This is a genomic window from Rhizobium sp. P1_E1 (assembly GCF_056406015.1).
In genome coordinates this window covers 92,300-105,528 of sequence record NZ_JBFUAY010000004.1, presented here as the reverse complement: position 1 = coordinate 105,528, position 13,229 = coordinate 92,300, and the positions used below count along the sequence as shown (strand labels likewise).

The following is a 13,229-nucleotide window of genomic DNA, read 5'->3' as shown; positions in this document are numbered from 1 at the left end:
CAATCGTGTTCAAAGACGACGAGTGAGCCGCCCGAAACTTCGAGGCGGCTTTTTTTGTTTTATGGCCGCCTGTCGTCCGGGCCCCGATAACGGAGTGGAACAATGGTAACGATCCTGCGGGATGATGGTGCGGAAATCTACGAGACCAAAGGCGGCATATCAGTCACGCGGCAGCGGCGGGCGATCCCCTACGGCGATGCGGTCTCTTCCTATGTCGACAAGCTCGACGAGCGCCGCGGTGCGGTGTTTTCGTCGAACTACGAATATCCGGGCCGCTATACGCGCTGGGATACCGCCGTCGTCGATCCGCCGCTCGGCATCTCTTCCTTCGGGCGCGACGTCTGGATCGAGGCCTATAATGAACGCGGCGAGGTAATCCTCGGCTTCGTGACCGAGCGGCTGAAGACGGTGTCCGACATCGTGCTCGGCGCTTCTTCCGCCCGTCGCCTCGACCTCACCGTCAAGACGCCGGACCGGGTGTTTACCGAGGAAGAGCGCTCGAAGATGCCGACGGTCTTCACCGTGCTGCGCGCCGTCACCGACCTGTTTTATTCGCAGGCGGATGCGAGCCTCGGGTTCTACGGCGCCTTCGGATACGACATCGCCTTCCAGTTCGACGCGATCGATCTGAAGCTGACGCGACCCTCCGACCAGCGCGACATGGTGCTCTACCTGCCGGACGAGATCCTCGTCGTCGACAACTACGCCGCCAAGGCCTGGGTCGACCGTTACGACTTCGAAAAAGACGGCGTGACGACGGAGGGCAAGGCCCAGCATATCGCAGCGGAGCCCTTCAAACACACGGATGCCATTCCGCCCAAGAGCGATCACCGGCCAGGCGAATATGCCGAGCTCGTCACCAAGGCGAAGGAAAGTTTCCGCAAGGGCGACCTCTTCGAAGTCGTGCCCGGGCAGAAATTCATGGAGCGTTGCGACAGCAAGCCGTCCGACATTTCCAAGCGGCTGAAGGCGATCAATCCGTCGCCCTATTCCTTCTTCATCAATCTCGGCCATCAGGAATATCTGGTCGGCGCCTCGCCCGAAATGTTCGTGCGCGTTTCCGGCCGTCGCATCGAGACCTGCCCGATTTCGGGCACGATCAAGCGCGGTGACGATCCGATCGCCGACAGCGAGCAGATCCTGAAGCTCCTGAATTCGAAGAAGGACGAGTCCGAGCTCACCATGTGCTCGGATGTCGACCGCAACGACAAAAGCCGTGTCTGYGAGCCGGGTTCGGTCAAGGTGATCGGCCGCCGGCAAATCGAGATGTATTCGCGCCTCATCCACACGGTCGACCATATCGAAGGGCGGCTGCGCGACGACATGGACGCTTTCGACGGTTTTCTCAGCCACGCCTGGGCCGTCACCGTCACCGGCGCCCCGAAGCTCTGGGCGATGCGCTTCATCGAGAGCCATGAAAAAAGCCCACGCGCCTGGTATGGTGGGGCGATCGGCATGGTCGGCTTCAACGGCGACATGAACACCGGCCTGACGCTGCGCACCGTGCGCATCAAGGACGGTATCGCCGAGGTGCGCGCCGGTGCGACGCTGCTCAACGATTCCATTCCTGACGAAGAAGAAGCCGAAACAGAATTGAAGGCCTCTGCCATGCTTTCCGCCATCCGAGACGCCAAGACCGGCAATTCCGGCAGGGTCCAGCGCGACGTCGCGAGCGTCGGCAAGGGCGTCAGCATCCTGCTCGTCGATCACGAGGACAGCTTCGTCCACACGCTCGCCAATTACTTCCGCCAGACGGGGGCGACGGTTTCGACCGTGCGCACACCGGTGCCGGAGGAAATCTTCGACAGGCTGAACCCGGACCTCGTCGTGCTGTCACCTGGACCTGGAACGCCCAAGGATTTCGACTGCAAGGCGACGATCAAGAAGGCGCGGGCGCGCAACCTGCCGATCTTCGGTGTCTGCCTCGGTCTGCAGGCGATCGCCGAAGCCTACGGCGGGGAACTGCGCCATCTGGCGCTGCCGATGCACGGCAAGCCGTCGCGCATCCGCGTGCTGGAGCCAGGCATCGTCTTCTCCGGCCTTGCCAAGGAGGTGACGGTTGGTCGCTATCACTCGATCTTTGCCGATCCCTCGACGCTGCCGCGCGAGTTCATCATCACGGCGGAAAGCGACGACGGCACGATCATGGGCATCGAACATGCCAAGGAGCCGATCGCCGCGGTGCAGTTTCATCCGGAATCGATCATGACGCTCGGTGGCGATGCAGGGATGCGGATGATCGAAAATGTCGTGGCGCATCTGGCACGCAAGGTGAAGACGAAGGCTGCCTGACCGCAATTTCGCCTGGCCCTTCCTCCTGTGGGAAGGGCCGGCCATTGGGCCGTCGGGCCGCGACTTGACTTCTTCCGGCAAATCAGAACATTTCAGGAACGATCAATTGGAACCTATCGCCGTGGCCAATGCTGAAAAGTTCATCGTTCTCCCTTACCGCAAGAACCGCGGCAATCTCGTGCCCGGCGAAATGCGCCAGGCATCGAACTCCGTCAGCGCGGAAAAGATCGCTTCGGCGATGGCTGAGCGTTTCGTCGGCGTGGCCGCCTATGCCGTGATCGTCGACGAGGAAACCGGCGACATGTCGTCGCCGCGATTGCTTGCACGATATGGCGAGATTGCCGATCTCAACGCCGCCTGAGGCGCCGTTTTCACCATGGAGACGTCGCTCTACCTGCCGGTCAAAGCCTTCCTGGAGGCGGCCGGTTATGTCGTGAAGGGCGAGGTCGGCGGATGCGATCTCGTCGGCTTGAGCGGTGCCGAACCGCCGGTCGTGGTGGTCTGCGAATTGAAACTCTCCTTCAACCTCGAACTGCTTCTCCAGGCGGTCGATCGCGCGGCGTTGAGCGATGAAGTCTGGGTTGCGGCCCGCGTTTCCGCCAAGGGCCGCGGGCGAGAGGCCGATAGACGCTACCGCGATCTCTGCCGAAGGCTCGGTATCGGCATGCTCGGCGTCTCCGATGGGGGCGAGGTCAGCGTCATCGTCAGTTCCGTCTCGCCGATGCCGCGCACCAATCCGAAACGGCGCTCGCGCCTCGTCAAGGAGCATCAGCGCCGCCGTGGGGATCCCGCCGTCGGTGGTGGCTCGCGGGCGCCGATCATGACCGCCTATCGCCAACAGGCGCTGCTCTGTGCTTCAGCACTCGCCCAGGGACTGGTGCGGCCGCGGGATATGAAGGCGCTTACGCCCAAGGCCGGCTCGATCCTGCGTGACAACGTCTACGGATGGTTCGAACGCGTGGACAAGGGCGTCTACGCCCTGACGTCTGTAGGGCAGGCTGCTCTTTTGCGCTGGCCGCAATCTTTGCTCTCCGACCCCGCTCCTTGAGCCGCGCTGTACCGGGCATCGGGATCGCTCGTTGGGGCTGTTTTTCGGCCGGGGACGGTAACGCCTGTGAAGGGCGTGTCATTCCCCTTTGACAAATCCTCCATCATCGCCCATATCACCCTCAACTGAACCGCCTGCGCGACATTCGCGTGGGCGGTTTTGCGTTTCAACGGCTTAGATGCTGCAATTCATTCGCAACCGCAGGGGGACGATATGAGTGACAACGGCGATCTTACGGTTCGGAAGCTGGCGATGTGGGGGATTCCACTGTCGCTCGGCGTCATGGGTCTGAAGATGGTGGCGTGGTGGGTTACCGGGTCGGTGGCGCTGCTGTCGGACGGGCTCGAATCGTCGGTCAACGTCGCTGCCGCCTTCATCGCCTTCTTCGTGATCCGCTATGCGCAGAAGCCGGCCGATCACGATCACCCCTTCGGCCATCATAAGGCGGAATATCTGTCTGCCGTCACCGAGGGCGTGCTGATCGTCGTCGCTGCCCTGCTGATCGTCGACGAAGCCGTCGGTTATCTCGCCGAGCCGCGCATGCTGGACGCACCTGTGCTCGGGCTTGCGATCAATTTCGCGGCCGGTGTCATCAATGCGGTCTGGGCGCGGTTGCTGATCAGAACCGGACGCAGGCATCGTTCGGCGGCACTGACGGCGGATGGACAGCACATCATGTCCGACGTGGTGACCTCTGTCGGCGTGCTCGTCGGTCTGCTGCTGGCGCTGGCAACGGGCTATGCGATCTTCGACCCGGTGCTTGCCATTCTCGTTGCCGTCAACATCCTCTATCAGGGCTGGAAGGTGATCTCGCAATCGATTGGCGGGCTAATGGACCAGGCGGTGGAGCCGCAGGAGGAAGAAGCGATCAAGCAGGCGATTGCCACCCATGCGGCGGGTTCGATCGGCGTGCACGACCTGAAAACGAGGCGGGCAGGCACCGTCACCTTCATCGATTTTCACATGGTGGTGCCCGGTGGGATGTCCGTGCGGCAGGCGCATGATATATGCGACCGCCTTGAGGATGCCATCAGGGCAGTGCACGAGGGCGCCACTATCGCAATTCATGTGGAGCCGGAGGGCGAAAAGGCTCACGGCATCCGCGTCAAAGTCGTCAAGGAGGCATAATGCCGAGTACCGATGTTTCCAGCCTGTCGATGCTGGGTCAGCAGACCGAAACCGCGCAATCGCCGGAGGAGGCGGTGCTTGAAAAAGTGCCGTCCAACCATGCCGGCACCGATTACGTCGTGCGCTTCACCGCGCCGGAATTCACCTCGCTCTGCCCGATGACCGGGCAGCCGGATTTCGCCCATATCGTCATCGACTACATTCCGGGCGAATGGCTGGTGGAATCGAAGTCGCTGAAGCTCTTCCTGCATTCCTTCCGCAATCACGGCGCTTTCCACGAGGATTGCTCGATCTACATCGCCAAGCGCATCGTCGAGTTGCTCGATCCCCGGTGGCTGAGGATCGGCGCCTACTGGTATCCGCGTGGCGGCATTCCGATCGACGTCTTCTGGCAGACGGGCAAGCCGCCGGAAGGCGTGTGGCTGCCGGAACAGGGCGTTGCCAGCTATCGCGGCCGTGGGTGAGTTGCGTTCGGGCGCAGCCCGAGCAATCGATCCAGTGAATCGATTGCAGCAGCGAACGCCCTGAGCCCAAGCGAAGGGCCGGGCGACGGTGCGGCAATGTAAAGCCAACGGCCGCCCATTCTTTGGCCGCTAGATCTCACACATCCGTAACGTCGTCGCTGGACGAGTCGTCGGCGTAATCGTCGCCGTCGTCGTAATCGGCCTGCTGCACGTTGGCGTTGTCGTCGTCCTTGTCGCCGGCGTTATCGGAGGCCTGGCGGGTGTCGTCATTGCCGTAATAGTTGTTGATGACGGTTTCCTCGGTGGGGGCGCTGGCATTGCCGAAGGGATTGGCGCCGAAGGGCGAGCCCCAGCCGAGCGAGGACATGTGGTTGCCGAAGATGCCGCTCAGCGAATTGGCAAGCAGCATGCCGCCGGCAACGCCCGCTGCCGTGCCGAGTGCGCCGCGCAGGAAGCTGCCGCCGGCCGACGGCGCATAGGCCTGCTGGCTCCAGGGGCCGGTCGGCTGTTGTGGCGTCTGGCGGACATTGCCGTCGCGGGGATCGTCATAGCTGCGGGACTGGCCCCAAGGACCGGGGTTGGACGGAACTGGGGCCGGCTGCTGCGTCTGGGTGTTGCCGAAGATCGAGCTCAGGAAGCCGCCGCCCTGTTCGGCCTGGCGGTGTTCGCTCACGCCGGCTTCCAGCTGGCGAACATGCTCCTCGAGTTCCTTGATGTGGTTGGCGGCCGCCTCCAGCCCCTTTTCCTGAACGATGACGGCCTGGGCCAGATAATAGGTGGCCGACGGCTGCTCACGCGTCGCTTGGTCGATCAGGGCTTCGGCGTCGCGGTCGCGCGGCGTGGCTGCGGCGGTGCGCACGCGGTCGAAGAGGGCGGTCAGCAATTGGCGTTCTTCGGGTGACATTGTCCTGCCTCCTAATGATCTGATGCGGCATTTGCCGCGTGAGGCTGAGGTAGGAACCGATTTAGGCTTTTCAAAGCCTTTCGCCGTTACAATTCAGTAAGGCTTGCAGAACGGCGCGCGGCTTCTTAAGGATATCTCCATCGCTTCGGTGCCTTGTGTTTTTCCCGCATTGTTTTAGGCATTGAGTCGCACTATGTGCGAGGAACCCGAATTCATCTCCAAGAGGTTCGAATGAACGACGAAGACCAGGACGACAAGACGAAGGAACTGCCGCTCGGCAAGGAAACGGAGGCGAATCTTTTCAAGTCGCGTTCGATCTTCATCTACGGACCGATCAATCAGGAATTGGCGCAGAAGGTCTGCTCGCAGCTTGTGGCGCTTGCTGCTGCCAGCGACGAGGACATCCGCATCTATGTCAATTCGCCCGGCGGCCACGTCGAATCCGGCGATTCCATTCATGACATGATCAAGTTCATCAAGCCGAAGGTCTGGATGATCGGCACCGGTTGGGTCGCCTCCGCCGGCGCGCTGATCTATGTCGCCACTCCGAAGGAGCGGCGCCTGTGCCTGCCGAACACGCGCTTCCTGCTGCATCAGCCCTCCGGCGGCACGCGCGGCATGGCATCCGACATCGAAATCCAGGCGCGCGAGATCATCAAGATGAACGAGCGTCTGAACAGGATCATGGCAGCGGCCACCGGCCAGCCGCTCGACAAGATCGACAAGGATACGGATCGCGACTACTGGCTTTCGGCCGAAGAGGCGAAGGAATATGGCCTCGTTTCACGGATCGTGACGTCGCAGGCCGATATCTGAGTTTTCTCAGCCAAAACTGCAAGAACCCGCCCTTGCCTGCCGATCGCAGGTGAGGGCGTTCTGTTTTCGGATAGTGCTAGCGGCAAGGTCTGAACGGAAAGCAATGAATCCGGGCTTGCGCCTGCGACAACCATCATGCTCCATGCGGCATTCGCGCAGCTCGAGTCCCGTCATGCTCAAAGATTTTTCCGTCCAAGCCCTGTTCATGGGGCTGCTGACCGCCTTCGTCGGTTCCGCCAGCTCCTTCGCCGTTGTGCTGCACGGGCTGCAGGCGGTCGGCGCCACGGATGTACAGGCGGCTTCCGGGCTGATGGCATTGTCGATTTCCATGGGCGTCTGCGCGATCGTGCTAAGTGCCGTGACCCGATTGCCGGTCAGCATCGCCTGGTCGACACCGGGTGCCGCACTGCTGGCAAGTACCGGGGCGATCGAGGGCGGCTTCAATGCGGCGGTCGGGGCATTCCTGATCTGTGCTGTGCTGATTATCGTTGCGGGACTGTTCAAGCCGCTCGGGCGGGCGGTTGCTGCCATTCCGGCACCACTCGCCAATGCGATGCTTGCCGGTGTGCTGATCGGCCTCTGCTTCGCGCCGGTGAAGGCGATCGGCTTCAATCCGCTGTTCGGCCTGCCAATCGTCGTCGCCTGGATCGTCGTCGGCGCCTTCAAGCGGCTTTGGGCGGTGCCGGCAGCACTCGCGGCCTTCGTGCTGGTGCTCGCCTTCGGCGTCGATATCCCTGACGATGCGCTCGGCTCGCTGGAACAATCACTGGTGCCGACGGTGGAGATCGTCCGGCCGGTGTTCAATCTTGCCGGCCTCATCTCGATCGCGCTGCCGCTCTTCATCGTCACCATGGCCTCGCAGAACATTCCGGGTATCGCGGTGCTGAAGGTCAACCACTACGATCCAAAGCCCGGTCCGCTCTTTGCCGTCACTGGCTTCTTCTCGCTGCTGTCGGCGCCGTTCGGCGGCCACGCGGTCAATCTGGCAGCGATCACCGCGGCAATGTGCGCCGGACAGGACGCCCATGCCGATCCGAAGCGGCGCTATTGGGCGTCACTGATCGCCGGCGTCGGTTATATCATTCTCGGGCTGCTCGCCGGCGCGGTGACGGCCTTCGTCGCGCTCGCACCTTCGATCCTGATCGAGGCGGTAGCGGGGCTGGCGCTGGTCGGAGCCTTCTCGTCCTCGGCAATGTCGGCCTTCCAGGCGCCGGACTCGCGCGAGGCGGCGGCAATCACCTTCCTTGTCACCGCCTCCGGCGTTTCCTTCGGCGGCATTTCCGGTGCCTTCTGGGGCCTGATCGCGGGTGGGCTGATGCTGGCGCTGTCGCGGTTGGTGAAGATTTGGAAAGACCGAACTCAGTSGAGGTAACGGAAGGTCGTTGTGCTCTCCAAATGCCGGATCCTGGCGCTTTCAAGCAGCTCCGCGGCAATAGCTGGGCAGTTCGTCGAATGTTGGCGGCCACCAAAAGCCGGGCAAGGACTTGCCAGCTTTACCGTCCGAGGCTATAAGCGCGGTCATGAAGACCACTGGCGCCAGAATTTCTGACACGATTGCACGCGGCCGCATCGCCCTGCGTGACAATACGCGCGCCCTGACCTCGCTTCTTCTCCTCGGCCTTACGCGCGGTTGCCGGGTCCTTTGAGGAGCGCCCGGCGGCCGAAAGCCCGCCGGCCATCGCTCCTCGCGACTCACTTTCAAAATTGACCTAACGACCGACAAGGTCCGCATTTGTTTATCGCCAAGCCCGACGTGATCGGCTAAGAGCGGGCAAATGCCGGGACGAGGAGACGATACGATGGACGCGAAGACGCAATCTTCCCAAAATAAGGTGGCCTCCACAAACAAGACGGCCCCCGCAAAAGGCATGCCCGACGCCGCGGTGAAATACCGGGCCTATCCGCAGGTGAACATTCCCGACCGCACATGGCCGACGAAGACCATTACCAAGGCACCGGTCTGGTGCTCGGTCGACCTGCGCGACGGCAACCAGGCGCTCGTCGACCCGATGGGCCACGATCGCAAGGCGCGCATGTTCCAACTGCTGATCGAGATGGGCTTCAAGGAAATCGAGATCGGGTTCCCCTCGGCTTCGCAGACCGATTTTGACTTTGCCCGCTGGTGCGTGGAGGAGGGCAATGTGCCCGACGACGTCTCCCTGCAGGTATTGGTACAGTGCCGCCCGGAACTCATCACCCGTACCTTCGAAGCACTGGAAGGCGCAAATCGGCCGATCGTGCACTTCTACAACTCCACCAGCGAGTTGCAGCGCCGCGTCGTCTTCGCCAAGGATGTGCAGGGGATCAAGCAGATCGCCGTCGATGCCGCCAAGATGATCACCGATATGGCCACGAAGGCCGGCGGCGGTTACCGTTTCGAATATTCGCCGGAGAGCTTTACCGGCACCGAACTCGATGTGGCGCTGGAGATCTGCAATGCCGTCATCGAGGTCGTCAAGCCGACGCCCGATAACAAGCTGATCATCAACCTGCCGTCCACCGTCGAGATGGCGACGCCGAACGTCTATGCCGACCAGATCGAATGGATGTGCCGCAACCTCGACAATCGCGAGAACCTGATCGTTTCCCTGCATCCGCATAACGATCGCGGCACCGGCATCGCCGCTGCCGAACTGGCGTTGCTGGCTGGTGCCGACCGCGTCGAAGGCACGCTCTTCGGCAATGGTGAGCGTACCGGCAATGTCGACATGGTGACGATGGCGCTGAACATGTTCACGCAGGGCGTCGATCCCGAGATCGACTGCTCGAATATCGAACGCATCAAGGAAGTGTTCGAATATTCGAACCAGATGGCGATCGGCGAGCGTCATCCTTACGTCGGCGAGCTGGTCTACACGGCCTTCTCCGGCTCGCATCAGGATGCCATCAACAAGGGTATGAAGGCAGCACAGGTCGCCAACCATCCCGTGTGGGAAGTCCCGTACCTGCCGATCGACCCGCGCGATGTCGGTCGTTCCTATGAGGCGATCATCCGCATCAACTCGCAGTCCGGCAAGGGCGGCATCGCCTATATCCTGCAACAGGATTACGGGCTGAACCTGCCGCGCAACCTGCAGGTGGAATTCCGCGAAGATATCCAGCGCATCACCGACGTAGAGGGCAAAGAGCTTCCGTCCCGGCGCATTTACGACCGCTTCATCGAGCGCTACGTGACGCAGCCGGAAGGGCGCCTGCGCTTCGTCGACCATCACACCTATCCTGACACTGAGCACAAGGGCCAGCGGATCGTCGCAGCCGAGATCACCGACAATGGCGAGATCAAGCGCATCGAAGGGCGCGGCAACGGTCCGATCGACGGCTTCATCAATGCGCTGTCGCATTATCTCGGCATCGAGATGTCGGTCGAGGACTATTCCGAGCATTCGCTCCAGCATGGCTCGAACGCAGCGGCGATCTCCTACGTCGAGACCTCCTATCCTGGTGGCAAACTTTTCGGCGCGGGCATCAATACCAACATCGTCGCAGCTTCGCTGGAGGCGATCGTCTCGGCCGCCAACCGCGTGCTCGACGTGAAGGCTGGCAAGGCCTGATTTCGGCAGGTCTCAGGCCGCGATCGCACTACTGCATAATTCCTTAGATCGGAATCGATTCAAGGATAAAATTATGCAGCAATTCAAAATGTTACAGCGCCCTTTGCGCGTCTGAAAAGACGCGCGGCGCTGTAGCGCTGCGYGGCCTGACGATGCAGTCGGCGATCTCGTCGGCCTCGTCGCGCGCCTCGGCGTGCCACTGACCCCATTGGCAGAGCGCCAGCAACACCGGTTCGAGACCGAGGCCGAGTTCGGTCGCGCTGTATTCGACGCGGCCGGGGACTTCGGCGAAGATCTGGCGGGCGACCAGCCCGTGCTCCTCCATCTCGCGCAGCTGCTGGATCAGCACCTTCTGGGTGATGGCGGGCATCATCCRCTTCAGCTCCGACAGACGCTTCGGGCCGGAGAAGACGTAATAGAGGATGACTGGCTTCCAGCGCCCCGAGATCACCTTGAGCGCGCGCTCGACCGGCAGTTCCGGCAGTCTTTTCATCGGCTCAGCCATGGTCACCTCCTGGTGGGTAGGGCACTAAAGAGTGTGTATTTTTGCCTGATATCCTATTGCTAAACCTGCCCCACGCCAATCAGACGTGAGGTTCATCTGCCATGAAAGCCGTTCAATTCACTCGCTTCGGTCCGCCCGATGTCCTCGAGCTCGTGGAACTGCCGGTTCCCGAGCCGGGCCCGAGCGAGGTTCTCATCCGCGTTCACGCGGCGGGTGTCAACTTCTTCGAGGTGTTGATGCGGGCTGACCGCTATGCCGCAACGCCTGACCTGCCGATGTTTCCCGGTGTCGAGGTCGCGGGTATAATCGAGCGAGCAGGGCCTGGTGCCGACCGCTCGCTGATTGGCACGCGGGTTGCCGTTCCTCTCTTTGCGATCGGGCGCGGTTCGGGCGGTTATGCCGAGTTCGCCGCGGTTGATGGCGGGGCGGTGGTGCCGCTGCCCGACGCGGTCTCCTTCGAGGCGGCTGCCGCGCTGATGGTGCAGGGGTTGACGTCGCTGCACCTCCTACGCCGCAGTCCCGTGAAAGGCAAAATCGTTCTCGTCAACGCAGCAGCCGGGGGTGTTGGTTCTCTGCTCCTGCAACTGGCGAGGCGCGACGCGGCGAAGATGGTGATCGCAGCGGCGAGCAGTGACGAAAAGAGGGCGCTTTCCCTATCTCTCGGCGCCGATCATGCGGCCGATTATACGGCGCCCGGCTGGCAGGAGGACGTCAAGAGGCTGACCGGAGGGCTCGGCGTGGATATCATCTATGAAACCGTCGGCGGGGCGTTTTCACGGGCGGCGCTCGATGTGCTGGCGCCTTGCGGCGAGCTGGTGCTGGCGGCGATGGGGCGGTTTGGGCTTGAGGCGGCCGATGTCGAGCACATGCTTGATGACAATCAGTCAATCAAGGGATTTTCGCTATTGCCGCTGCTGACGCCTGAGGGTGTGCGGGAGGATCTTGCCGCGCTCTTCGAGCTTGCCGCAGCGGGCGCCTTGACGGTTACCGACGGCGGTCGTTTCCCACTGCATCAAGCGGCGGAAGCGCATCGCGCCATCGAGGAGCGGAGGGCGGTCGGCAAGGTGGTGCTGGTGCCTTAAGTCAAAGAAGACGAGCACGACGTCGTGCGAAACCGCTCGTCATCATGCTCCGGCAATCAGATCGCGGTGGCGATCTCCATGGCAAGCTGGCCGAGCGTTGCTTCGGCGGAAGGGCCGGCGAGCACGTAGGAGGTGCCGGCATTGTGCCAGGTCACGAGGCCGATCTCGTCCTTGATCGTTTCCTTGAAGTCGTCGGTTTCCGGCGGCTGCGCGTCCTTGCGGAAGCAAATGGAGATGATGTCGCCATCGGCATTCGAATAGACGAGCTGCCCGACAGGGCGGCTGTCGCCGAGGATGACGCGCGCGCCCTGGAAGGTCCAGGCTTCAGCGCTCAGATCCGGCACGCGGAAGGGCACGCCGATCGCGGTCGTCAGCCAACTGGAAATTTCCTCGGCCTGCGAGGCGGGCACTTCGACGAGATGGCGGGGCTGGCGGATCAGCAGGCGCTGATAGGCGGTGACGTCGCCGAGCCAGTCGTTGGTATTGGCCGGAGCCGGATTGGTGGTGGCCGTGGTGGCAATCTCGTCGGCATCCGGGGCGGTGCCGACGAAATAGCCGATACCGCAACCGACGGCAAAGAGAATGAGGGCGGCGGCCAGCGCCTGCGGGCCGCTCGGCGCCAGTTTCACTTGCGGGCGCGTGGCGCGCTGGGCGATCGACGTTTTCGGCGGTTGCGTGCTCTTGATGGAACGGACGAGGGCGAGCGGCACCGGCTCCTTCAGGATATCGTCCAGGCGGCGGCGGCCGAAATCAGCCCCGTGGCGCAGCTTCTCATGCAGCCGGCGCGCATTCTCGTCGCTTGCCAGACGCTGCTCCAGTTCGTGCCGCTGTTCGGGCGAGACTTCGCCATCGAGAAGGGCGGTGAGCTGGGCTTCGAGCGGCAGTTTCCTAAGATCGAGCAAATTCAGAACCTGTGGATCGGGTGGGTGCCGGCAAGCCCGGCAAATTGCAGCCTTGCGGTGGCGAGTTGCGAGACGACGTTTGCCACCGGAATGCCCATGATGTCGGCCGCCTGCTGGTAGCTGTGGCCTTCGACGTCGACAAGCAGGAACATGCTGGAAACGCCATCCGGCATATCGGAAATCATGTGATGGATGGTGTCGGGATCGACCGCGGCCGAGCGTTCACGCGCGGCCTCGCGAATATCGGTGACGTTGCCGCGGACGGAAGCCTTAGGCTTGCGCTTGCGGTTGTCGTCGGTCCATTGCTGGCGGGCAAGCGTGTAGATCCAACTTTCCAGCCGGCCTTCGCCGCTCCATTGATGACCTTTGGCGATGGCGCGCTGACAGACGGACTGAACGAGTTCATCGGCCACAGCAACCTCACCCGCGAGCGTGATCGCGAAGCGGCGGAGGCGGGGCAGGAGGCCGACGAGATCACGCCGGAGATCGATGGTCGTTGCGGGCTGACGCATTGTCTATCCAAGAAGCATTCACAAT

Annotated in this window: 13 protein-coding genes; 9 read left to right on the top strand and 4 right to left on the bottom strand. The window is 62.3% G+C overall.

The features are described from left to right. The first annotated feature begins 102 nt into the window (after positions 1-102). The 5 genes from AC1D1Z_RS03585 to queF all read left to right on the top strand — a co-directional run bounded on the left by AC1D1Z_RS03585 (position 103) and on the right by queF (position 4,932). Positions 103-2,292, top strand: coding sequence for an anthranilate synthase (locus AC1D1Z_RS03585; protein WP_018243080.1), 2,190 nt, complete (start codon positions 103-105; stop codon positions 2,290-2,292). A 121-nt stretch (positions 2,293-2,413) separates the two neighbouring features. Then, positions 2,414-2,653: a hypothetical protein gene (locus tag AC1D1Z_RS03580; RefSeq protein WP_003561395.1), complete on the top strand. Its 240-nt coding sequence runs from the start codon at positions 2,414-2,416 to the stop codon at positions 2,651-2,653. A gap of 15 nt (positions 2,654-2,668) precedes the next feature. Further along, a complete protein-coding gene (locus tag AC1D1Z_RS03575) occupies positions 2,669-3,340 on the top strand; it encodes a DUF2161 domain-containing phosphodiesterase (RefSeq protein WP_018243078.1) in 672 nt (223 codons plus the stop codon). A 213-nt stretch (positions 3,341-3,553) separates the two neighbouring features. After that, the gene (emfA, locus tag AC1D1Z_RS03570; protein ID WP_018243077.1) at positions 3,554-4,468 is read left to right on the top strand and encodes a CDF family cation efflux transporter EmfA; all 915 of its coding nucleotides are present in this window, start codon (positions 3,554-3,556) and stop codon (positions 4,466-4,468) included. Next, a complete protein-coding gene (gene queF, locus AC1D1Z_RS03565; RefSeq protein WP_018446703.1) occupies positions 4,468-4,932 on the top strand; it encodes a preQ(1) synthase in 465 nt (154 codons plus the stop codon). The genes emfA and queF overlap by 1 nt, the downstream gene beginning before the upstream one ends. A 136-nt stretch (positions 4,933-5,068) precedes the next feature. Here the strand turns inward: queF and AC1D1Z_RS03560 are convergent, their stop codons facing one another. Next, on the bottom strand, positions 5,069-5,836 hold the full coding sequence (locus tag AC1D1Z_RS03560) for a DUF2076 domain-containing protein (RefSeq protein ID WP_018243075.1): 768 nt from the start codon (positions 5,834-5,836) through the stop codon (positions 5,069-5,071). Between the two features lie 231 nt (positions 5,837-6,067). On the opposite strand from AC1D1Z_RS03560, the gene AC1D1Z_RS03555 reads away from it, so the two are divergent. The 3 genes from AC1D1Z_RS03555 (at position 6,068) to leuA (ending at position 10,203) form a co-directional block, all read left to right on the top strand. Next, positions 6,068-6,652 (top strand): ATP-dependent Clp protease proteolytic subunit, encoded by a 585-nt coding sequence (locus AC1D1Z_RS03555; protein ID WP_003561390.1) that lies wholly within the window; start codon positions 6,068-6,070, stop codon positions 6,650-6,652. A 142-nt stretch (positions 6,653-6,794) separates the two neighbouring features. Further along, positions 6,795-8,024, top strand: a complete 1,230-nt coding sequence (locus AC1D1Z_RS03550) for a benzoate/H(+) symporter BenE family transporter (RefSeq protein ID WP_477849522.1) — start codon at positions 6,795-6,797, stop codon at positions 8,022-8,024. Between the two features lie 427 nt (positions 8,025-8,451). Continuing rightward, entirely contained in the window at positions 8,452-10,203 is a 1,752-nt protein-coding gene (gene leuA, locus AC1D1Z_RS03545) for a 2-isopropylmalate synthase (protein ID WP_018446700.1), read from the top strand. Positions 10,204-10,294: 91 nt separating this feature from the next. Here leuA and AC1D1Z_RS03540 read toward each other — a convergent pair whose 3' ends face one another. Then, positions 10,295-10,708, bottom strand: a complete 414-nt coding sequence (locus AC1D1Z_RS03540) for a winged helix-turn-helix transcriptional regulator (protein WP_477849519.1) — start codon at positions 10,706-10,708, stop codon at positions 10,295-10,297. Positions 10,709-10,809: 101 nt separating this feature from the next. Between AC1D1Z_RS03540 and AC1D1Z_RS03535 the strand changes: the two genes are divergently transcribed. Then, the gene (locus tag AC1D1Z_RS03535) at positions 10,810-11,790 is read left to right on the top strand and encodes a quinone oxidoreductase family protein (protein WP_130652843.1); all 981 of its coding nucleotides are present in this window, start codon (positions 10,810-10,812) and stop codon (positions 11,788-11,790) included. 56 nt (positions 11,791-11,846) lie between these two features. Here AC1D1Z_RS03535 and AC1D1Z_RS03530 read toward each other — a convergent pair whose 3' ends face one another. Together AC1D1Z_RS03530 and AC1D1Z_RS03525 are read right to left on the bottom strand one after the other, a co-directional pair. Then, entirely contained in the window at positions 11,847-12,692 is an 846-nt protein-coding gene (locus tag AC1D1Z_RS03530) for an anti-sigma factor family protein (RefSeq protein WP_018243070.1), read from the bottom strand. Between the two features lie 2 nt (positions 12,693-12,694). Further along, a complete protein-coding gene (locus AC1D1Z_RS03525; protein ID WP_018243069.1) occupies positions 12,695-13,204 on the bottom strand; it encodes an RNA polymerase sigma factor in 510 nt (169 codons plus the stop codon). Positions 13,205-13,229 lie beyond the last annotated feature (25 nt).

Excerpts from the sequence above, each read along its gene's own strand:
- AC1D1Z_RS03575 (WP_018243078.1), top strand. The coding sequence starts at position 2,669 with ATGGAGACGTCGCTCTACCTGCCGGTCAAAGCCTTCCTGGAGGCGGCC.
- emfA (WP_018243077.1), top strand. The coding sequence starts at position 3,554 with ATGAGTGACAACGGCGATCTTACGGTTCGGAAGCTGGCGATGTGGGGG.
- queF (WP_018446703.1), top strand. The coding sequence starts at position 4,468 with ATGCCGAGTACCGATGTTTCCAGCCTGTCGATGCTGGGTCAGCAGACC.
- AC1D1Z_RS03560 (WP_018243075.1), bottom strand. The coding sequence starts at position 5,836 with ATGTCACCCGAAGAACGCCAATTGCTGACCGCCCTCTTCGACCGCGTG.
- AC1D1Z_RS03555 (WP_003561390.1), top strand. The coding sequence starts at position 6,068 with ATGAACGACGAAGACCAGGACGACAAGACGAAGGAACTGCCGCTCGGC.
- leuA (WP_018446700.1), top strand. The coding sequence starts at position 8,452 with ATGGACGCGAAGACGCAATCTTCCCAAAATAAGGTGGCCTCCACAAAC.
- AC1D1Z_RS03535 (WP_130652843.1), top strand. The coding sequence starts at position 10,810 with ATGAAAGCCGTTCAATTCACTCGCTTCGGTCCGCCCGATGTCCTCGAG.
- AC1D1Z_RS03525 (WP_018243069.1), bottom strand. The coding sequence starts at position 13,204 with ATGCGTCAGCCCGCAACGACCATCGATCTCCGGCGTGATCTCGTCGGC.